Source organism: Chitinophaga oryzae, from assembly GCF_012516375.2.
Classification (GTDB): Bacteria; Bacteroidota; Bacteroidia; order Chitinophagales; family Chitinophagaceae; genus Chitinophaga; species Chitinophaga oryzae.
The window spans coordinates 6,526,743-6,547,990 of record NZ_CP051204.2; the positions used below are offsets into that span (position 1 = coordinate 6,526,743).

Consider the following 21,248-nt stretch of genomic DNA (forward strand, 5'->3'; position numbering starts at 1 on the left):
GCAGCGGCCTTTCAGTTATCACCACTGTTCCTCCTGCCGCGGAATAAAGAACCCTTTAATGCAATTAGGGTTGCGGATACAAATCTGGATATGTGTTTTGTCGTAGAAACCGGCATCTTCGTAGATGGGAGTGCCTTCGATGAAAACGCCTCTGACAGAGTCGTATTGCTTCAGTTTGTCTTCACGCATTCTCTCGTGTACATACTCAATCACCTGGCAATCCAGTTCGCGAATGACTTTGTCCCGTAAATTGTCAGCATCAATCTTGTTTCTGTTTCGGGGGGAGCTTTTCTTCACGTCCCAAGGCAGCGTTTAACATCATTTCAAAGCCACTTTTCAAATTTCGAATGTGTTTTGTATCCAGTAGGTCCAAACAATGATCGAGATCAATAACGGCACCCAGCACAGCAGGACGCACTATTTTCCTCCCGTCTGGCGGATGGGTGACGAAATCCAGCGCACGTTCATAATTATTTTGCCAGAAATAAATACCGTGCCCCAGCCATTCATACTTTCCGGTGCTGAAGCGAAGCTTTTTTCGCTCATTAATGATATCATCCCGTAGGGAACGTTCACAACCGTGAAAGCCGATGATCAGTCCGGGCACAGCGGCATACATCGAATCGGAGATTATTCGGGTCATTTTCAAACAATGGTTTTAGGGTACAAACAATTTATTTACGCCGTTTGAGCCGCTTTAATTGAGCTGCTTCTTTTTGCTTACGCCGGGCGCTCTTTTTTCGCCAGGGATTCCTCCTTTTTGGACCTACCAATAAATGATAGACTCCCACATCCCTGAGAAACTGGTCTGCTTCTTCTCTCGTAAAAGCCGCGATACGCCTTCTTTCTTTTTCAAACATTTCATCCATTTGCTGAAAATGTTCGGCCCAGGTGCTAAAATGCCTGTATTGAGGTCTTTCTGTCATATTTTCTCTTAAATGGTTAGTCAATAGTTTACACAGTTCTCTTTCACAGGAGCGTATAAAGTCATTTTTCAAACAATGTTCCAGGTACCAATAAATACCTTCCGCCTTAACCTTTTCAATTGAGCCGCTTCCTTCTGCTTACGCCGGGTACTCTTTTTGCGCCAGGGAGTTCTTCTTTCCGGGCCAACCAACAAATGATATACGCCTGCATCTTTTAAATACTGCGCAGCCTCTTCTTTCGTAAAAGTGGCAATGCGTCGTCTTTCTTTTTCGAACATCTCTTCGATCTGCTGAAAATGTTCAGCCATGGTCCCGAAATACTTGTAGGGTCGTTTTTCCATCGTAACGCTTTTAAATAATGAATAATAATTAATTACAAAAATTAAAACCAAATAATAATCAATGAATTATACATAAAGCGAAACGGAAGAATATCAATATAAATATTTACAAACAGGGTTACTTTACAAATATACGGGATTAAGGGGTACGCCCAAAAAAATTGTACTTCATCCGGATGGCCACCTAAATTGTTTAAGCGAATTTTAAGGTGCTCCTTCCCTTCTCATCCTTTGATATTCCCTATCTTGCCCCCCGATTTAACAGATAGGCCAGTGGACAAAACCTCTTACCGGCAAGGTAATATTACCGGTATTTGAACAAAAACCGCAACACAACAGTAATTATCTATAGCAAACAGCACAATCAGGAATGCGTTACGCCATTTTTCTTATTTTCTCGTGCACGGTAGGCCTGCCACTGGTATCAGGGGCACAGACTACCCTTACCTTGCCAGGTGCACTCCATGCCGCCAGAAACAACAACCCTTTCCTTAAACCGGCCAGCCTTAACACGGCCATCGCCCAAAGCGATGTGGTCACCGCACGGCTCAGGCCCAACCCGGTCCTGAACAACCAGACCCTGCACCTGACAGACGCCCGGCAATGGGCGCCCGACAGCCGGTTCTATAACGGAAAAAACAACCAGTACTGGTGGCAGCTCACCAAACAGTTCCAACTGGCAGGTCAACGGAAATACAAACAACAATTCGCCGCCGGTAACGTGACGGTCGCCGAAAAAGCCTATGCCGACACGGAAAGAGGCGTACTCACCGAAACAGGCAACAAATGGCTCGACGTATGGTATAATAAGGTCAACCTCGAACTGATCGTGGAAGCGAGACAGAACGTGGACAGCCTTGTGAAAACACAGGAAATACGCCTGAAAAACCAGGTGATCAGCTCCAGCGAACTGGCTCGTACCCAACTTCTGCTGGAACAATACCAGATCGAATACCAAAACGCAGCACAACGTTACCGCAACGAACTGCAAAACCTGAAACTGCTCACCGGGCAGACCGACAGCCTTACCATCGACGATCAGGACCCCGTTACCTCCCTGGAGATGACGCAGCAGCTGGACAACCTCGTGTCCCTCTCCATGGCCAAACGCCCCGACGTACAACAGGCGCAGGCTACCATCACCACCGCGAAAAGCAACATCTCCCTGCAACGGTCGCTGGCCATCCCCAGCCCCGAACTGGGCTTCATCTGGAACCCACAAAATACCGTCCCCTACTTCGGCATATTCGCTACTATCGAACTGCCGTTCTTCAGCCGCAACCAGGGCGAAATAAAAAAATCCAGGATACTGCTGCAACAGTCTGAACAGTCATTGTCAGCCCTGCAGCAACAGGTCAGCACAGAAGTACAGGCCACCTGGCATACCTACCAGGTCAACCAGCAGACCGTGGAGAAATACAAAAACATCCTGCCCAAAGCGGATAATATCCTGCAATCGGTCAGGTACGCCTATACGAAAGGTGGCACCACCATCATAGATTTCCTGGACGCACAACGGACCTGGTTCGATACCCAGAAAATGTACTACGACGCACTGTACAACTACCGTAAAAGCTACCTCCAATTATTACAGGTAACCGGATTGATTAATCAACTATAACTTAACAGATGACAAAGACTGCCTTTGGCTTATCAATAGCAAGCATCGCATGGCTGGCGATGTCCTGCGGACAGCACCATGAAAACAAGCCCGCAGCCGCCGCCAAAACCGTGGTGGAAGACAGCGGACGTACCATCAAACTACCCCCGACAGCCTTACCCTGCATTTCTTTAAAACACAGGAAGTCACCCAGAGCGATCTCAACGCCGAACTGATGGCGCCCGCACACGTAGCCGCCACCGTAGTACGCTCCAACGAAAACGCTTCCCAGAACATCGTGCTGTTCGACAACCCGGACATCACCGCCAGCTACACCGAAATGTTGCAGCACATCATCAGCATCCGGGAAAAAGGTAATATCATCCGGCAGAAAAAAGCCATCGCCGCGCAGAAACAAATAGAACTGGACCGCTTCAGAGACCTCGCCGAACACGGCGCCGGCACCGGCAAAGACGTCTCCGACGCCAAAACAGACCTCATCTCTGCACAAACAGACATGGCCATTGCTGAAACAGACCTCGCCAACGAAAAAACATCGATCATCGAGCATGAGTCCAAACTGAAACTGGCCGGCTTCGACCCCCAGTCGCTCGTCACCGCCAAAGCAGATAAAACCTGGCTCATCTGCGAAATGCCGGAAAACCAGATCACCAAAGTAAAGGAAGGCAGCAGCTGTCAACTGCAGTTCAACTCCTATCCCGGCGAAACATTTACCGGCATCATCGAAAACATAGGCGAAGTGGTGGATAACATCACCCGCATGGTGAAACTAAGGATCACGGTTGCGGACATCCAGCATAAACTCCGCGCCGGCATGTACGCCACCGTGAAATTCGGCGTCAGCGAAGGCAACACCCTCTCCGTGCCCCGCGCCGCCGTAGTCACCGTACAAGGTAAAAACTACGTCTTCGTGAAAACAGACGACCGCACTTTCATCCGCCGCGAAGTGATGACCGGCGCCCAGGTAGGCGACCGCATGGTGGTGCTCACCGGCGTGCAGCCCGGCGACCAGGTGGTGACAGACGGCTCCATGCAGTTAAAAGGTATTTCATTCGGCTACTAAAAATACAGCTATGCTACAGGCACAAATCTTTATCAACAAAGACGACATGTACGGTACCCGCCCCCTGTACGAATACATCATGCAGCTGCTGATGAACAACAACGTTAAAGGAGCTACCGTATACCGCGGTGTCATGGGCTTCGGCGTCCACCAGCGCATGAAACGCCCGGATGAAATCTTCTCTTTCGACGAACCTCCCATGATGATCACCCTCATCGATGAAGACGATAAAGTACGGGAAGTACTCACCCTGCTGAGAAGCACCTATAAAGGAGGCTTTATTATTACCCATCACGTAGATCAATTTGAAGCATGATCCGTAACATTCTGATATTCTCTTTACGTAACCGTTGGGCGGTCATCATTGGCGCGGTGGTCTTGTCGGTGATCGGCTACTGGTGTTTTACCCAGCTGAAAATTGAAGCCTACCCCGACATCGCCGATACCAACGTGATCATCGTGGCGCCCTTCGACGGCCGTGCCGCTGAAGAAGTGGAGCAACAGGTGACTATCCCCATAGAACGAGCGCTCAACAACGTACCACGCGTACTGGACCGCAGAAGCCGTACTATCTTCGGCCTCTCTGTTGTACAGCTTACCTTCCAGGACGGCACCGACGACTACTTCGCCCGGCAGCAGGTGATAGAAAGACTCTCTTCCCTTTCCCTGCCGGAAGGCGTTACGCCTGAACTGGCACCGCTCACCACCGCCGTAGGCGAAATTTACCGCTACGTGGTGGAAGCCCCGCCCAACTATACGCCCATGCAGTTGAGAGACCTGCAGGACTGGGTGATACGCCCCGCCATCCTCCAGGTGCCCGGTATTGCCGACGTGACCAACTTCGGCGGGCCACTCAAACAGTTTCACATCCTCACTTCCCCCGATAAACTGCGTAAGTACAATCTCACGCTGCAATCCGTTATCGACGCAGTACAGAAAAACAACCTCAATACCGGCGGTAACGTGATCGAACGCGGCGGACAAGGATTTGCGGTCAGAGGCCTCGGTGCCGTGAAGTCGGAAAAAGACCTGCGCAACATCGTACTCACGGCAGTCAACGGCGTACCTGTATATGTAAAAGACGTGGCCACCGTGGAAACGGCGCCCCCGCCGCCTTCCGGCGTGATGGGCTACGCTGTGCCCGACGAAGGGATCGACAAGATCGGCTCCCCCGAAGGCATCATCCTGCTGCGCCGCGGCGAAAACCCCAGCATCGCGCTCAAAGCCCTCAAGGAAAAACTGGCGCAGCTCACGGAAACAGAACTGCCTGAAGGCGTTAAGCTCCGCGTACTCTACGACCGTAGCTTCCTGATCGACCACTCCCTCGAAACCGTGGCACATACGCTCTTTATGGGCGTCAGCATCGTCGTGATCATACTCGTGTTTTTCCTCGGCAGCATCCGCTCCGCGCTGGTGGTCACCGCCACCATCCCGTTCTCGCTCCTGTTTGCCTTCATCCTTATGCGGCTGACAGGCATTCCGGCCAACCTGCTGTCACTCGGCGCTATCGACTTCGGCATCATCGTAGACGGCGCCTGCGTCATGGCAGAACACCTGATACGCCGCTACCGCAACGCCACGCCACAGGAGAAAGCCAGCGGCATCATCGGCATCACGCTCTCCGCCGCCCAGGAAGTAGGCCGCGAAATATTTTTCTCCGTCACCATTATCATTCTCGCCTATACGCCGATACTGATGATGACCCGCGTGGAAGGCAAACTCTTCTCTCCCATGGCCCTCACACTCGCTTTTGCGGTGATAGGCGCCATGATCTGCGCACTCACGCTCATACCAGTGCTCATCTCCTATGCCTACAGGAAAGCGCTGGCGTCGGACAAACCCATGAAAGAGCACCGCAACCGTGTGCTGGACTTCCTGGAACATCTCTATCAGCGATCACTCAATTTCTTCCTCCGCTTCCACCGGCAAACGGTTATTATCGCTACGGTGCTCATCGTACTGATGATAGGCCTCGGCGGTAAACTGGGAACGGAATTCCTGCCCGAGCTGGACGAAGGCTCCATCTTCATGCGCGCATTCATGCCCGCTGGCGTCACCATCCAGGAAAACGCCAAGATAGCGCCCATCATCCGCAAGGTGATTTCCTCCTACCCCCCGGTGAAATACGTGATCACACAAACAGGACGCAACGACGACGGCACCGACCCCTTCCCCACCAACCGTACGGAAATACTGGTAGGCCTCAAGGATTATAAACTGTGGAGCGATACCATTACGAAAAAAGAACTGGTACGACGCATACAGGCAGACCTGGAGAAAAATATCCCCGGTACCTCTTTCAACTCCGGTCAACCGATCATCGACCAGGTAATGGAAATCGTGACCGGCAGCGCCGCCGACCTGGCTATCTCCGTCGTAGGCGACGACCTGGCGCTCATGCGGCCCAAAGCCGACAGCATCGCTGCCATCGTGAAAGCCACGCAGGGCTCCGCCTCCGTTAACATTGAACAGGAAGGCACCCAGGCCCAGCTGGCCATCAATATCAACCGCGAAAACGCCGCCCGCTTCGGTATCAACGTGAGCGATATTCAGGCAATGATAGAAGCCGCTATCGGCGGTAAACCGATCGGTACATTATACGACGGCACCAAACGATATGATATCATCATCCGCTACCTGCCGCAGGACAGGAATACCGTGGAAGCCATCCGCAACCTGCAGGTGCCTGCCGCCACCGGCGCGCTGATTCCGATGGACCAGCTGGCGGACGTACAGTTCATCGACGGGCAGACCAACATCTACCGCATCGACGGTAAACGGATGGTCACCGTGCGCACCAACGTGAGAGGCCGCGACCAGGGCTCCTTTGTGAAAGAGCTGCAGGAAAAAATCAACAAAAGCGTGCATGTGCCCAAGGGCTATGATATTATCTACGGCGGTCAGTATGAGAACCTGGAACGCGCCGGCAAACAGCTGTCGCTCACCATTCCGCTGACCATCGTCATTGTGTTCGTGTTCCTGTTTATGCTGTTTAAAAGCATGAAACACACGTTCGTGACCATGAGCTGCATCCTGGTGGCGCTGGCAGGCGGCATCGTGGCGCTGTTCCTCCGCGGTTACCACTTCAACGTGTCTGCCGGCGTGGGCTTTGTGTCTATCTTCGGCATCTCCGTGATGGCCGGCGTACTGCTGGTATCGGCGCTTAACCGTGAAATGTACAAGTCGCCCCTCACCCTCCGCGCTTCCGTGCAACGCGTGGCCGTAGACCAGTTCAAGGCCATCATGATGATGCTCATGGTAGCCATCATCGGCCTGGTGCCTGCCGCCATCAGCACCGGTATCGGCTCCGATGTGCAAAGACCGCTGGCCACCGTGATCATCGGCGGACTTACCTTCACCCTGCTGTTTACCCCGGTGGTGATCCCCCGCTGTACTATTGGGTGGAGAAAAAGCGACAGCCGCAGCCACCACAGGAACCCGCCGAATGACCCGGCATTATTTTATACAAGCGAGGGCTGACCATGGTGTCAGCCCTTTTTTGTTTACCCCCGCTTTTATCAGGCTTCAGGGAGACGCCGGGCTGCTTTTCCACCGGCTGGCTATGGTTGTCAGCGCCTTTACGGCCAACGGGCCACCGCGACAGCTCCCTCATCACCCCGATCATCTCCCGGCTAAAAAAGATTTTTCATTTTATACCAAATGGTATATTTTTGTATCCTCAAACATCAGGGATATGAACAAAGCAGCCAGAACGAAGCAGTTTATCGTGGAAAAGACCGCTCCTGTGTTCAACGAGAAGGGGTATGCCGGCACTTCGCTGACAGATCTGACCAATGCCACGGGGCTGACAAAAGGCAGCATATACGGCAACTTCGCGAACAAGGACGAAGTGGCGGTGGCGGCATTTGAGTACAACATCCGCCAGGTGACCGATATTATCCGGCAGGAAAAAGCAAAAAAGGAAACGTATCGCGACAGGCTGCTTGCTTACGTGCATGTATATACGAATTTCCTGAAACATCCGTTCCCTTCCGGCGGCTGTCCTATCCTTAACACCGCCACAGAGGCCGACGACACGCATCCCGCGTTGAAACAATGCGCCGCCGAAGCGATGAGCAAATGGAAAGACAGCGTGGCACATGAAATCACCATGGGCATCCGTCAGGGTGAATTCAGTCCGAAAACCAATCCCGAACAGGCTGCGCTGACCATCATCGCCATGATAGAAGGCTGCATCATGATCACCAAGCTGACCGGCAAGATCCATTACCGCAATGCCATTATGCAATCACTCGAAACGCTTATCAACGATCTCTGACCATTGGGTTATTTTTCTATTTGGCTATTTTTTTATTTAAAAATATACCGATCGGTATAAACAAACTATATGAACACAAAAGGTAACACGGTATTGATTACCGGCGGCAGTGCAGGCATAGGCCTGGCACTGGCACAAACATTACTGGCGGCAGGCAACCGGGTGATCATCACCGGCAGGGATGCCACCCGCCTGGAACAAGCGGCGGCCGGCACCCCCGGGCTCATTCCCATTGTATGCGATGTCACCAAAGACGTGCAGGTAAAGGCACTGGTACAAACCCTGCAAAAGGATTATCCGCAGCTCAACATGCTGATCAACAACGCCGGCAGGGCGCATGCCTACGCGCTGTCCGAAACAGCGCGGGCTTTCGAAAAGGCGGCCGACGAAATGCTAACCAATTATCTCGCTATCCTGCAACTGACAGAATACCTGCTGCCCACGCTGCAGCGCCAGCCGGAAGCAGCCATCGTCAACGTCAGCTCCGTCACCGCACTGGTGCCGTTTGTGGCCGTGCCCACCTATGCCGCCAGCAAAGCCGCGCTCCACTCCTACACACAGTCACTGCGGATAGCGGTAGCGCCTGTACGGGTATTTGAACTCATGCCTCCTATGGTCAACACCGACTTCTCCCGCGACATCGGCGGCGAAAAAGGTATTCCGCCCCAACAGGTGGCCGACGGCTTTATGCAGGCACTGGAAAACGACGAATACGAAATCCATATCGGTCAAACCCGCGATGTATGGCAGCTGCTGCAGTCCACCTCCCCTGCACATGCCCTGCAGGCGGTGAATGCCCGCAACCGCTGATTTTTTTCGCCACAAAATATACCAATCGGTATGAAAAGTAAAATACTGGTGGCCGCGGTAATTGCTGCGGCCATCATGGAACTGATAGACACTTCCATCGTCAACGTAGCGCTGTCGCACATGAGCGGCAACCTCGGCGCCACCCTGGAAGACACCTCCTGGGTGATCACCGCCTACGCCATCGCCAACGTGATCATCATTCCCATCACCAGCTTCCTGGCGGCGCGGCTGGGGCAACGTAACTATTACATCGGCTCCATCCTGGCGTTTACATTTTTCTCCTTCATGTGCGGACAGGCCACCAGCATCTGGACGCTGGTACTCTTCCGCTTCCTGCAGGGCATCGGCGGCGGCGCACTGCTGTCTGTATCGCAGGTGATCGTGTTCCGGCAGTTTCCGAAAGAAAAACAAAACGTGGCCAGCGCCATCTTCGGGATAGGCGTGTTCGTGGGGCCCACCATCGGTCCCACCCTCGGCGGCTATATCACGGAGTTCTACAGCTGGCCCTGGATCTTTTACATCAACGTACCGATCGGTATACTGGTGGCCTTCGTTTGTTACCTGCTCCTCGATGAGCCACCCCGGCAGGCATCACAAACCCGTATTGACTGGACCGGCATCATCCTGCTGGCGGTCGGCGTCAGCGCGCTGCAAACCGTGCTGGAACGCGGCGAAACAGACGATTGGTTCGAAGCCGCCTATATTGTCTGGTTAACCGTGATCGCCGTTTTCGGCATCGCTGTCTTTATCTGGTGGGAATTACGTATAACCGCCCCCGTAGTAAACCTGCGGGTGTTAAAAAGCAGGAACCTCAGCGTAGGTGCCGCCCTCACATTTATATCGGGCACCGGCATGTTCGCCTCCGTATTCCTGACACCCGTGTTTGCCCAGCGCCTGCTCAATTTCACGCCATTGCAGACGGGCGCGTTATTGCTGCCCGGGGCCTTCCTGGCTATCGGCGGACTGGTCATCAGCGCGCGCCTGTTACAACGCGGCCTTTCACCGTTGTACCTCATCTTCGCCGGCATGGGCATGTTCATCTTCTTCAGTTGGGAGATGTCGCAGCTCAACCAGAACGCCAGCGCCTCTGCCATCAGCAACTCGCTGATATGGCGCGCCGTGGGAATGGCGCTGATGACAGTACCACTCACCACACTCGCCGTTTCTTCGCTCCCGCCGGCCGACATACCGCAAGGCGCGGCGCTGAACAATATGATGCGGCAACTCGGCGGTTCTTTCGGCATCGCGCTGATCAACACCTATCTCTCGAAACGAAATGCACAGCACCGGTACGACCTGGTGAGCCATCTCGATCCGTCAGACCCGCTGGTATATGATCGCCTGCACGGCTATACGCAGTTTTTTCAAAGCAAAGGCGCTTCCGCCTCCCATGCCCACCAGCAGGCAGTACAGCTGCTGGACCACAGCGTCACCCGGCAGGGCATGCTGCTCAGTTTCAGCGATGCTTTTCTTGTCATGGGCCTGGTGTTCCTCGTATCGCTGCCGTTGTTGCTGGTGGCCAGCAACCGGAAGAAAGGTACCGTACCTGCCGTCGTGATGGACCATTGACAGCTTCCGTACAGATTTTCGCCGGTCCCGCAAATTCATTATTTTAACGCCCGTCCGGCACTAACGCCGGTAAAAAAAACGATAATGAATAACGACCGGATGAACATCTTGTGGCGGCATCTCGCGGCCATCGCCATTTTCGCAGGCCTGGCCTTACTGTTTTGCAGTCCTCTGCTCGACGGGAAAGCCCTGTTCCAGTCAGACATGATGCATCACAAAGGCATGCAGCAGGAAGCGCTGGAATTTTACAACCGCACCGGCGAAATACCCATGTGGACCAACAGCATGTTTGGCGGCATGCCGACCTATGTGATCTTTACCGGCCCTCCGGTAACGGCCGTCTGGTATCTCAACAAGCTGTTCACCCTCTGGCTGCCCAACCCGGCAGACATGCTGTTCGTAAATATGCTGGGCATGTACCTGTTGCTATGCATCCTCGACTTCCGCTATTGGATAAGAATACTGGGCGCCATCGCCTATGGCTTCGCCACGTTCAGCGTTATCAGCATGGAAACGGGACATATCACTAAAGTGATGGCCATGGCATATATGGCGCCGGTGCTGGCAGGCATCATCCTCACCTATCGCGGACGGTGGCTGGCAGGCGCCTGTTTAACGGCGATAGCCACCAGCCTGCTCATTTACAACAACCATCTGCAGATCACCTATTACACGCTGATCATGGTGGCGGCATTGGTCATCAGCAGTTTTGTTATTGCCCTCCGGGCAAAACAATTGCCCGCGTTCTTTAAAGCGTCTGCATTACTGGCGGTAGCGGCGATACTGGCCATCCTGCCCAATATGGACAACCTGCTGATATTAAAGGAATATACCCGTTACACTATCCGCGGCAGCGAATCTGAACTGAGCAGCAAACAACAGGGCAAGCCCGGGCTCGACGTGGAATACGCTTTCCAGTGGAGCTATGGCCCGGGAGAAACGTTTACCATGCTGGTGCCCGGCGTAGTGGGCAACTCTACCGCAGAAAAACTATCCGTCAGCTCGCATACCTACAAAGCCCTCACGTCGCTGGGCGTGCCTGCCGTACAGGCGGAACAGCTGGTCAACGGCCGCCGCTGGCCGCTGTACTGGGCGGGGCAACCCATGACGTCCGGACCGGTATACCTGGGCGTCATCATTTGTTTGTTAACGGTGCTGTCATTACTGATCATCCAAAGCCCGCATAAATGGTGGTGGGCCAGCGTGGCTGTCTTCGCCATCCTGATCAGCTGGGGCCATAACTTCAGCGCCTTCAATAACCTCCTGTTCTATCATCTCCCGTTATATAACAAATTCAGGGCGCCGGCCATGGCGCTGGTCATTGTACAGGTATCCTTTGTGGTGCTGGCTTGCTGGGCATTGCAGGAGCTGATCAGCCAGCGGCAGCCCAAAACGCAGCTGCTGCAGGAGTTACAGAAAGCGACGGTTATCACCGGCGGACTGGTAATCGGCGTGGCTGTTTTCGGCCCTTTCATTTATTCCTTCAGCGGTCCCAACGACGGGGCGCTGTTACAACGATACACGCAGATGCTGGGCAGCAAAGAGGCCGGCAATACGCTGATGGCCGCGCTCAGGAAAGACCGCAGCAGCCTGTTGCTGCGCGATGGGCTGCGGGCGCTGGTGCTGATCGCTATCACCTATGCGGTACTGTGGGCATATCTCAAAGACAGGCTGAAAGCCCTGCCGGCACTGCTGATACTAACGGCCGCGGTATTGTTTGATCTGTTCCAGGTAGATAAAAACTATCTGAACGAAGACAGTTTTATGGAGCCTAAGCAGCTGGCGACCTACATTTCACCCACTGCTGCCGATGAAAAGATCCTTCAGGACAAAACCCCTTATTTCCGGGTGCTGAACGCTACGGTAAACCCGTTCCTCGATGCTAACACTTCTTATCTGCATAAGTCCATCGGCGGACAAAGCCCGGCCAAACTGTGGATCTACCAGGACCTGATAGAGCACCAGATCGCCAAAAATAACCGTGCGGTGCTCAATATGCTGAACACCCGGTACATCATTGCACCGGACCCGGCCACCCACCAACCGGTAGCGCAGTTCAATCCCCAGGCGCTGGGCAACGCCTGGTTTGTGAAGGGTATCCACTGGGCGCCCGATGCGGATGCCGAGATGAGCGCCCTGAACGATTTTAACCCCGCAGATACAGTAGTGATTGACCGCCGGTTCCAGGCGCAGGCAGGTGGCTTCACCCCTGCCAGGGACAGCAGCGCCGCTATTACGCTGACGAAGTATGGCCTGAACGACCTGCATTTCAGCAGTCAGAACAGCCATGACGGTTTTGCCGTTTTCTCCGATATCTACTACCCTGCCGGCTGGCGCGCCTATATCGATCAGCAGGAGGCAACCATTATCAGGGTGAACTATGCATTGCGCGGATTAAAGGTCCCTGCCGGCAAACATGAGATTACGTTCGCCTTCCGGCCGCAGACTTTCATTACCGGCCGTAAGGTAGCCGCGGTCTCTTCCTGGGTGTTGCTGGCGATGGTAGCCGGGGGACTGCTATGGGAGGGCTTGCGCAGGCGCCATTCGTAAAAAAATATGGCCGGGAAGGTAAGTCTTCCCGGCCATCGAGGTTAAAAAAACTGTCCGTTTATTGTCCATTCCGATTATACGAACCAGGGAGCAGCGCCATGCCGGCAGGCACACCATCTGCACGCCCGTATGACAGGGTAGCAGACGATCGCTGCATAACAATGGCTGAACGGCCTGAAGCTGCTTACGGCAAATGTAACGCGCAGGAGCATACGTATTTGTAGCAATAGTATTAAACCGCTGTAGCCGGACTACTACGGGAAGGGGTATACGATGATCACAGTAGTTTATTTTTCGGGCGATTTTTTTTCGGCCAGCAGTTGCTGCGCCTGTTCCAGTTGAGCGATCGTTTTTTCCAGGGCGGCCGTACGCTCCGCCACCATCGCTTCCAGTTGCGCTGTTCTGATTTGCAGCAGCGCCCGTTCCTGCCTTTCCACTTTTAGTTTTTCCATGGCCAGCCGCCGGGCGGCTGCCAGGTAGTATACCACCGGGTAAATCAGTGAGCCCACCAGCAATGCGCGATAAACCAGCCTGATCAATACCCTGCCCCAGGCGCGGTGAGGAACAACGTCCAGCGGGAAATCTTCGAACGGGGAGATAAAATAGATGGCCACAGAGGTAATAGCTGCCAGGCATAGGGTACCGGCCAATTTTAACCAGCGGGGTATGTAATCTGTTTGTACCGCGTAGGCGGCGATCAGCCAGACAAGGAAGCACCAGCCGAAAATGACCAGCTGGGAGCCGATCAGGTTCACCGGGTTATCCCACTGCCCTTCCCGCAGGCGAAGGCCCAATACCGAATTGGCCAGCAGGAACGTGAAAAACAGTCCCGGGGCCCAAAACCATTCTGTTGCCGGCGGCGGCGCGCTTTCATGCCCGGAGGTCTGCTGCATCGTCAGTAGGGTATTTTACCGGGACAAATATAAAAACTCGCCGCCTAAAAAAGTAGCAGTGGTAGATACCACCGCCGTTGAATGGATTATGTATTTGTTGAGATAGTGAGGCGCACTGTAGAAACAATGCCTCAGGATGGTTGATAAACCCTTGTAATTAGTGTTTGGCGCCGATCCAGGCAAACGTCCAGAGCAGCACCATAAAGAATACGAATAAGATGATGAACCATTTAAAAGAGCCATCATGGTCGTCGTCAAAAGGATCTTCCATTGCCGCAATGATTTGAGGGGAAATCATACTGCAGTGGACTGATTATTGGTATACCGTAAGTGTTGAGAAAAAAATAGTCATTTTTATAAACACTATATGCTATTTCATATCTACTAAAGTCATTATTGTAATAATAAACCGCAGAATAACCCCATGAGATGTATTTTCCCATCCGAAATATTCATAAATGGCAAAAGGAAAAGATCCCAGGTTTGAGGCAGTGCGCACACTGATTGAGGGAGGTCAGATCAAAGACCTCAGGGGCATCTATGATATTATTCCAATGACCACCGTCGGTACGGCGGTAGGTATCCACAAGTCCACACTGTATAAAAAACTGATGAATCCCGGGTTAATGAAAATTGAAGAGTGTATTTTGTTGGGTAAAGCATTCGGGCTGACACCACAGGTTATCATGACACTGGCACTTAACCAGATGCATAAAAAGTCTTCCTAAGTCGCTCTCTTTTTTCCAGATATACGGTTTCCCTCATCCAGAGTTATCATGTTTTTGGTGAATAAAAGTCAAAATCGTGAACACAATATACAATTTTATAAACAATTAGCACAATAACGTAGATAGTTAGGTCAATAAAAAAGATTGTGCGGTTAATTTGGGAAAACCGGCAAGTCAAAATGAGAATTGACGAAAAAAGAAGAAACAACATTTCTCGCATGATCAAAAAAGGCCTTGGGGAACTCTCCGGGGAAAGTGAAGCGGAGAGCCGTGATACAGGCATCCGGAATTTTGAGGAGCTGCTGGACTATGCCAACCTTACGGAGCTAAGCGAAGATGCGGGTTTCAACAAATCCACCCTGCATAAAAAGCTGTTCAGCCCTGACAAAATGAAAATAGAAGAGTGTGTCCAGCTGGCAGCCATTCTCAATGTAACGCCACAACAGGTCATGAGCCTTGCGCTGAACGGGATGAAATGGAAGCCCGCAAAAAAATCAGTGTAACTTTTTCTGCATGATGATAGCCGGTTTAAAGGCTTCTTTAAATCCCGAAAGCTCCAGTCTTGTTTCGCCCGTCTTACCGAACCCATTGCGTTCATAAAACCGGATAGCCGGTACATTGGCAGCTACCACATATAATACGATGGATTGTTTTTGTTTTTCCCGTGCTATCGCTTCGATATCAGCCATCACTGTTTTGCCGATGCCGGTGCCCTTGAAAACGGGCAGCATGTAAATGCGCTCCAGTTCCAGCGCCTCTTCGAAGCGGCCGTCCGGATCGTCCTTGAGGCGGTCATTCAGCTTCACAAAGCCGGCCGGTTGGTTTTCCGCATAAATCAGGTAGTAAGTTGTATCCGGGTCCAGTATGTCTTTCCGCAGCCGTTCCGGGGAAAAAGAAATATCCAGGTACCAGGCCAGTCTGCCCGGTTCCCAATGGTCTGCAAAATGTTGCGTATAGGCTGTCGTGCAAACCTGGTGCAGCAGGTCGACGTCTTTCAGTTCAGCCACCATGAGATCAGTCTTCATATTACATCATATAAGTCAGCGCCACCGTTGTTACCAGCATCATAATCAGCTCGTCATTGATAGACGCCCGCAGGATGCGGAGCGCCTTGCGCATGTGCTGTTCCACCGTATTGACAGAAATATGCAGCCGTTCCGCCACTTCCTTGTTGGACAGCTGTTCTTCACGGCTGAGGAGGAAAACGGCGCGGCACTGGTCCGGCAGCTGCTGTATTTTACGGCGCAGCCTTGTCTCCAGCTCTTTCAGTTCCAGCCTGTCGGGCCCGGTACCGGAAGAAGGCAGGTAGTTTTCGCGCAGCAGGGCTTCCTTCTTCAGTTGCAGCAGCTGTTGCCGGTGATGATTATAGATACGGTTACGGGTGGCGATAAAAAGGTAGTTTTCCAGGACGGTGTTTTCGGGTAACCGTGACTGTTGGCGGTAGAGCGACAGGAACACGTCCTGTACCAGTTCCTGCGACGCTTCCATATGCCCCGTCTTTTTATAGGCCAGGTTCACCAGCCTGATATAATGACGGGCATATAGCTGGTCAAAGGCTTTTTCATCGCCGTTTTGCCAGGACCTGAGCAGGGCTGTATCGGTATTTTCCGCGTGTAGTTCGATGGCTATACGATTTTTACCAAATCTAATAATATTCACTTGTATTTTACCCCTTACTATCTTCCTGCTTATCCTGAAAAAAAATTTCTGAACGGGATAACGGCAAGAGATTAAATTGGTGTTATTAAATATAGCCAGTCGCATCATTACCGCTATGGATGAACAAAATTTGTATGTACTGTTACAGAAATATAGTCAGGGTGCCTGTACTGAAGAAGAGCTCAACACGCTGGAAGGCTGGTATGCCGCTCTCGGGCAGGACCTGCCTGATGAAGTGATAGATCCGCAAAGCGAGGCAGCGCGGCAACTTACACAGCAGCAGCTGCTGGCGTTACGGTCGCGGTTGGTTGCCGCTCCTGCAGCAGCGCCGCTGACGGTAGTGAAACAGGGCGCCTGGAAAAAACTGCTGCGTTATGCCGCCGTCTGGACCGGCCTCCTTATACTGGCCGGTGCAGGTTACTGGTGGTACCGGTACAACAACCCGTCTCCCGATGCTACGGTACGGCAGTACGCCGGCAGTCAGACAGATTTTGACCGCTATCTGACACTGCCCGACGGCAGTACCGTAGTGCTGCACCGCGGCAGCCGCCTGGTGGTGCCGGAGCAGTTCAACGGTCCTTCCCGCGAAGTGACGCTGCTGGGCGAAGCCTATTTCGATATCCGGTCCGACAGCGCGAAGCCGTTTGTGATCAATACCGGTCAACTGAAAACTACTGTACTGGGCACCGCGTTTAACATCAGCGCTTACCCGGGCAGGCAGAGATAACGGTGTCGGTTACACGAGGAAAAGTAAAAGTGGAAGACGGCTCCAAGGTGCTGGCCGTATTAACACCCGATCAACAGATCGTTTATAATACCAGGAATGCCGCCGCGCGGCACGAAGCGGTGAATGCGGCGGCCCGTGCCAGCTGGACCACCAACGAGATGGTTTTCGAAAACGCAACCTTCGAAACCATTGCCAACACACTCAGCAAACGTTATGAAGTGAACATACAATTCAGTGATGACGCTTTAAAACAATGTCCTGTCCGCGTATCCTTCGCAGGTACTGAATCACTCGAAGAAGTCCTCGATGTGATCTGCGGTGTCAGAAATGCCACGTATAAAATAGAAAACGGCCACGACGTGCTCATAAAAGGCAAAGGCTGCTAAGACGACGATAAAACACATCATTCAAAACCAAAATTGATAACTGTAAAAAGTTAAATGGACAAAGTACGTCCTGTTTGCTAAATCAATTTAGCATCAAATCCAGCCACCAGCGGGCCGTTACTCATTCTATGCATCACTAAAATCTACATCGCATGAAACCACAATGATCATTATCAAACAACACATTCTGAAGTAAAACATTTTATCAGCCTGAAAAGCTGAAAGCCGGAGCCGCATCCGCATGCGGTCAACGGCCGCCTATTTCCTAACAATTTTAAATGAATGCCCGTTATGCACAAGTTCTTAGCTGTGTCCACACAGCTGACAGCCACGCTATTGCCCTGTATGTTCCGCCACGGCCGGCACATGGCAAAGACCATCACCCTGGCCCTGCTCAGCATCCTGTTACTGTCATCTGTATTGTCGGCCTCTCCCGGCAGAGCACAAGACATCGCCACCAAACAGATTACCCTGACGCTGAAAAATGAAACGCTCAAAAGCGCCCTCAGCAAAGTGGAAAGCCTGTCAGGCTTCCGCCTCGCCTACCCGCCGGAACAGGTAAACCTCTACGGCAATGTCAGTCTGCCTAAAGCCACCCGCAGCGTGAAAACAACGCTTGAACTGCTGCTGGCCAACACCTATCTGAACTTCCGCCAGTCAGATAACATCATCATCATCTTTCGCCCGTCGGAACCAAACAACCACACCGCAGATACCACGGTACGTCCGGCCCCCCAGACCAGCAACGGCGCCATGCGCACTATTATCGGCTCTGTGGTGGAAAACAAAACCAACGTGGTGCTGCCGGGCGTATCTGTACAGGTAAAAGGTACCAGCAGAGGCACCCAGACACAAAGCGACGGCACCTACAGCATACAGGTGCCCGCCAGCATGAAAACACTGGTATTCTCTTTCATCGGCTATGAAACCAGGGAAGTGGAAGTATCCGCTTCCAACCAGACAGACGTGACCATGACACCCTCCAGCCTCGGTCTGAAAGACGTGGTGGTAGTCGCTTACGGCCAACAGAAAAAAGCGACCGTTACCGGCGCCATCGCCTCCATCAGCACCAAAGAACTGGTGCAAAGCCCGGTGTCCAACCTTACCAACGCACTGGCAGGACGCCTGCCAGGCCTGATCACCACCCAGCGCAGCGGCGAACCCGGCGTGGATGCCAGCAACCTGTACATCCGCGGCGTAGGCACGCTCAACGGCGCCTCCCCCATCATCATGGTAGACGGTATCGAAAGGCCCATGGATTATGTGGACCCTAACGATATCGAAACACTCACCATCCTGAAAGATGCCGCCGCCACCGCCGTACTGGGGATGCGCGGCGCCAACGGGGCCATCCTCATCACCACCAAAAGAGGCAAGGCCGGCCCGCCCTCCGTCAGCTTCCGCGCCTCCGCCGGCGTGACCGAAGCCACCCGCCTGCCGGAATACCTCGGCTCCTACGACTATGCCTCCCTGCTCAACGAAGCCCTGAAAAACGACGGCGCCCAGCCGGCTTTCACACAGGCGCAGCTGGACGGTTACAAAAGCGGTAAACTGCCCAATACCGACTACTATAAGTTCATCATGAAGCCATCGACCGTGGCCCAGGGCAACCTCAATGTGAGCGGCGGCAACAACATCGCACGTTACTTCATTTCCGCCGGCTACAACGTACAGGACGGCCTCTACGCCCATACCGCCGAAAACAGGGACGGCTACACCGGCAACAACAACATGAAACGATACAACCTGCGCGCCAACGTGGACGTGGACATCACCCCGGACCTCACCGCCCGCGTAGACATCGCCGGTATCATGACCGACCGCCGCGACGGCAACAACTCTGCCAGCACCATCATGAACCTGGCCAACCGCATGGCGCCCATCTACCCTATCGTGAACCCCGACGGGTCCCTGTGGGGCAACGGCACCTTTCAGTCCAACATTCTCGGGGAACTGTCGCAGAAAGGATACCGCCGCTGGTACAACAACACCGTGCAAGGTACCTTCGCCCTCACCCGCAAACTGGACGTCATCACCAAAAACCTTACGGCCAAAGTGTCTTTCTCCTATGACAACACCAACTCCCCCTCTGCCTCCTATACCCGCAACTACGCGGTATTTGAGCCGTTGTACGATGCACAGGGCAACATCACCAGCTACAAACAGTCGGGCCAGGATACCAGGATAGACCCGAACGGGTCTTTCAGCGGCGGCGGCGCCAACCGCAGCACCTACCTGGAAGCCACCGCCAACTGGAACCGCCAGTTCGGCCGGCATGAAGCCACCGCCATGGTGCTGTGGAACCGCCGCCTCAACGAAAGCGGGTCCTCCATTCCCAAAGCCTACCAGTCACTGCTCTTCCGGGGCACCTACAACTACATGCAAAAATACCTGCTGGAATTCAGCGCCTCCTATCAGGGCTCCGAAAACTTCCCGAAAGAGAGCCGCTACGGTTTCTTCCCCTCCATCTCCGCAGGATGGGTACTGTCTGAAGAAAGTTTTATCAAAGACAATATCGCAGCTATCAGCTTCCTGAAAATACGCGGCTCCTACGGAGAAGTGGGCAACGACCAGGCAGGCAGCGACCGGTTCCTCTGGTTTACTTCCTGGGGAGGCGGCGATCCTTATTATTTTGGCACCAACGCCAGCCAGGCCAACGGCTGGAAACAAGGCGCCATCGGCAATCCCGGCGTTACCTGGGAAAGGGGCCGCCAGGCTAACGTGGCCATCGAAGCGCGCTTCTGGAAAAACCTGCTCGGCATCTCCCTCGATCTCTTCACGCAACGCAGAAGCAAGATCCTCATCCGCCGCAACACCCTCTCCGATGTATTCGGTCAGGACATCAAAGCACAGAACATCGGCATTGTGGACAACAAAGGACTGGAACTGGAACTCAGCCATGAAAACACCATCGGCAAAGTGCATTATTTCATCAAACCCAACGTCACCTTCGCCCGCAACAACATCGTGTACCAGGATGAAGTGGCACAGGCCTATCCCTGGATGAAACGCACCGGTCACCCTATCGGCACCAAATTCGGCCTCATTTCCGAAGGTTTCTTTAAAGACCAGGCCGATGTAGACAACAGCCCGTTCCAGAATTTCTCCGCCTACGGTCCCGGCGATATGAAATATAAAAAACTCACCGGCAAGGAATATGATTTCATCCAGTCCAATTTTGACGAAACGGCTATCGGTTACGCCCGTACGCCGGAGCTCATGTTTGGCGCCACACTGGGCGTCGCCTACAAAGGCTTCGATGTATCCCTGCTTTTCCAGGGTGCCGCCCATACCGATGTGATGCTCAACAATGAAGCGGTGTATGAGTTCTTCCAGGGTGGTAAGGTAAAACCTTTCCACCTCGGCCGCTGGACACCGGAAACCGCCGCCACGGCTACCTATCCGCGCCTGCACAGCAACACCAACGGCAACAACCACCGCGGCTCTTCCTTCTGGGTAAAAGACGCCAGCTATGTGCGCCTCAAAAACGCGGAAATAGGCTACCAGCTCCCCAAAAACTGGGTAAAGCCGGTAGGCCTCTCCTATGTTCGTTTATACGCCAACGGTATGAACCTCTTTACCTGGGACAAACTGAAAGACTACCAGGTAGACCCTGAAATCGGTGACGGCAACGGCGCCATGTATCCCATTCAGCGCATCTGGAATTTCGGTATTGATGTTAGATTTTAAAAATGA

At 53.1% G+C, this 21,248-nt stretch carries 21 protein-coding genes; 14 read left to right on the forward strand and 7 right to left on the reverse strand.

Annotation, left to right across the window (positions count from 1 at the left end):
• Nucleotides 1-18 precede the first annotated feature (18 nt).
• The 4 genes from HF324_RS25570 to HF324_RS25585 all read right to left on the reverse strand — a co-directional run bounded on the left by HF324_RS25570 (nt 19) and on the right by HF324_RS25585 (nt 1,267).
• Nucleotides 19-189 carry a hypothetical protein gene (locus HF324_RS25570; RefSeq protein WP_168805651.1) on the reverse strand — a complete coding sequence of 57 codons (171 nt, stop codon included), beginning with the start codon at nt 187-189 and terminating at the stop codon, nt 19-21.
• Between the two features lie 70 nt (nt 190-259).
• Nucleotides 260-649 carry a hypothetical protein gene (locus HF324_RS25575; protein WP_168805653.1) on the reverse strand — a complete coding sequence of 130 codons (390 nt, stop codon included), beginning with the start codon at nt 647-649 and terminating at the stop codon, nt 260-262.
• Nucleotides 650-674: 25 nt separating this feature from the next.
• Nucleotides 675-926, reverse strand: coding sequence for a hypothetical protein (locus tag HF324_RS25580; RefSeq protein ID WP_168805655.1), 252 nt, complete (start codon nt 924-926; stop codon nt 675-677).
• Nucleotides 927-994: 68 nt separating this feature from the next.
• Nucleotides 995-1,267, reverse strand: a complete 273-nt coding sequence (locus HF324_RS25585) for a hypothetical protein (RefSeq protein ID WP_168805657.1) — start codon at nt 1,265-1,267, stop codon at nt 995-997.
• 370 nt (nt 1,268-1,637) lie between these two features.
• On the opposite strand from HF324_RS25585, the gene HF324_RS25590 reads away from it, so the two are divergent.
• The 9 genes from HF324_RS25590 (at nt 1,638) to HF324_RS25630 (ending at nt 13,159) form a co-directional block, all read left to right on the forward strand.
• Nucleotides 1,638-2,888, forward strand: a complete 1,251-nt coding sequence (locus tag HF324_RS25590; protein ID WP_168861154.1) for a TolC family protein — start codon at nt 1,638-1,640, stop codon at nt 2,886-2,888.
• An 8-nt stretch (nt 2,889-2,896) separates the two neighbouring features.
• Nucleotides 2,897-3,103: a hypothetical protein gene (locus tag HF324_RS25595; protein ID WP_168861155.1), complete on the forward strand. Its 207-nt coding sequence runs from the start codon at nt 2,897-2,899 to the stop codon at nt 3,101-3,103.
• The gene (locus HF324_RS25600; RefSeq protein WP_168861156.1) at nt 3,103-3,951 is read left to right on the forward strand and encodes an efflux RND transporter periplasmic adaptor subunit; all 849 of its coding nucleotides are present in this window, start codon (nt 3,103-3,105) and stop codon (nt 3,949-3,951) included. Before HF324_RS25595 ends, HF324_RS25600 begins: the two co-directional genes overlap by 1 nt.
• A gap of 10 nt (nt 3,952-3,961) precedes the next feature.
• Nucleotides 3,962-4,267 carry a DUF190 domain-containing protein gene (locus HF324_RS25605; RefSeq protein WP_168805663.1) on the forward strand — a complete coding sequence of 102 codons (306 nt, stop codon included), beginning with the start codon at nt 3,962-3,964 and terminating at the stop codon, nt 4,265-4,267.
• Nucleotides 4,264-7,431 carry an efflux RND transporter permease subunit gene (locus tag HF324_RS25610; RefSeq protein WP_168861157.1) on the forward strand — a complete coding sequence of 1,056 codons (3,168 nt, stop codon included), beginning with the start codon at nt 4,264-4,266 and terminating at the stop codon, nt 7,429-7,431. Before HF324_RS25605 ends, HF324_RS25610 begins: the two co-directional genes overlap by 4 nt.
• A gap of 214 nt (nt 7,432-7,645) precedes the next feature.
• The gene (locus HF324_RS25615) at nt 7,646-8,230 is read left to right on the forward strand and encodes a TetR/AcrR family transcriptional regulator (RefSeq protein WP_168805667.1); all 585 of its coding nucleotides are present in this window, start codon (nt 7,646-7,648) and stop codon (nt 8,228-8,230) included.
• Nucleotides 8,231-8,299: 69 nt separating this feature from the next.
• Nucleotides 8,300-9,040, forward strand: coding sequence for an SDR family oxidoreductase (locus tag HF324_RS25620; RefSeq protein WP_168805669.1), 741 nt, complete (start codon nt 8,300-8,302; stop codon nt 9,038-9,040).
• Nucleotides 9,041-9,070: 30 nt separating this feature from the next.
• Nucleotides 9,071-10,609, forward strand: a complete 1,539-nt coding sequence (locus HF324_RS25625) for a DHA2 family efflux MFS transporter permease subunit (RefSeq protein WP_168861158.1) — start codon at nt 9,071-9,073, stop codon at nt 10,607-10,609.
• A gap of 84 nt (nt 10,610-10,693) precedes the next feature.
• Entirely contained in the window at nt 10,694-13,159 is a 2,466-nt protein-coding gene (locus HF324_RS25630) for a YfhO family protein (RefSeq protein ID WP_168861159.1), read from the forward strand.
• Between the two features lie 287 nt (nt 13,160-13,446).
• Here HF324_RS25630 and HF324_RS25635 read toward each other — a convergent pair whose 3' ends face one another.
• Nucleotides 13,447-14,052 carry a hypothetical protein gene (locus tag HF324_RS25635; RefSeq protein ID WP_168805675.1) on the reverse strand — a complete coding sequence of 202 codons (606 nt, stop codon included), beginning with the start codon at nt 14,050-14,052 and terminating at the stop codon, nt 13,447-13,449.
• A gap of 458 nt (nt 14,053-14,510) precedes the next feature.
• On the opposite strand from HF324_RS25635, the gene HF324_RS25640 reads away from it, so the two are divergent.
• Nucleotides 14,511-14,780 carry a hypothetical protein gene (locus HF324_RS25640; protein WP_168805677.1) on the forward strand — a complete coding sequence of 90 codons (270 nt, stop codon included), beginning with the start codon at nt 14,511-14,513 and terminating at the stop codon, nt 14,778-14,780.
• A 179-nt stretch (nt 14,781-14,959) separates the two neighbouring features.
• Entirely contained in the window at nt 14,960-15,283 is a 324-nt protein-coding gene (locus HF324_RS25645) for a hypothetical protein (RefSeq protein WP_168861160.1), read from the forward strand.
• On the opposite strand, the gene HF324_RS25650 is transcribed toward HF324_RS25645, so the two are convergent.
• Both HF324_RS25650 and HF324_RS25655 read right to left on the reverse strand, forming a co-directional pair.
• Complete coding sequence (locus HF324_RS25650) at nt 15,275-15,805, reverse strand: GNAT family N-acetyltransferase (RefSeq protein WP_168805681.1); 531 nt, start codon at nt 15,803-15,805, stop codon at nt 15,275-15,277. The two genes, HF324_RS25645 and HF324_RS25650, sit on opposite strands and share 9 nt — an antisense overlap.
• Before the next feature lies 1 nt (nt 15,806).
• Nucleotides 15,807-16,439: an RNA polymerase sigma-70 factor gene (locus HF324_RS25655; RefSeq protein ID WP_168805683.1), complete on the reverse strand. Its 633-nt coding sequence runs from the start codon at nt 16,437-16,439 to the stop codon at nt 15,807-15,809.
• Between the two features lie 115 nt (nt 16,440-16,554).
• On the opposite strand from HF324_RS25655, the gene HF324_RS25660 reads away from it, so the two are divergent.
• The 3 genes from HF324_RS25660 to HF324_RS25670 all read left to right on the forward strand — a co-directional run bounded on the left by HF324_RS25660 (nt 16,555) and on the right by HF324_RS25670 (nt 21,242).
• Entirely contained in the window at nt 16,555-17,166 is a 612-nt protein-coding gene (locus HF324_RS25660; RefSeq protein WP_168861161.1) for a FecR family protein, read from the forward strand.
• Nucleotides 17,167-17,168: 2 nt separating this feature from the next.
• Nucleotides 17,169-17,552, forward strand: a complete 384-nt coding sequence (locus HF324_RS25665; protein WP_168861162.1) for a FecR family protein — start codon at nt 17,169-17,171, stop codon at nt 17,550-17,552.
• Nucleotides 17,553-17,843: 291 nt separating this feature from the next.
• Nucleotides 17,844-21,242 (forward strand): SusC/RagA family TonB-linked outer membrane protein, encoded by a 3,399-nt coding sequence (locus HF324_RS25670; RefSeq protein WP_168861163.1) that lies wholly within the window; start codon nt 17,844-17,846, stop codon nt 21,240-21,242.
• Nucleotides 21,243-21,248 lie beyond the last annotated feature (6 nt).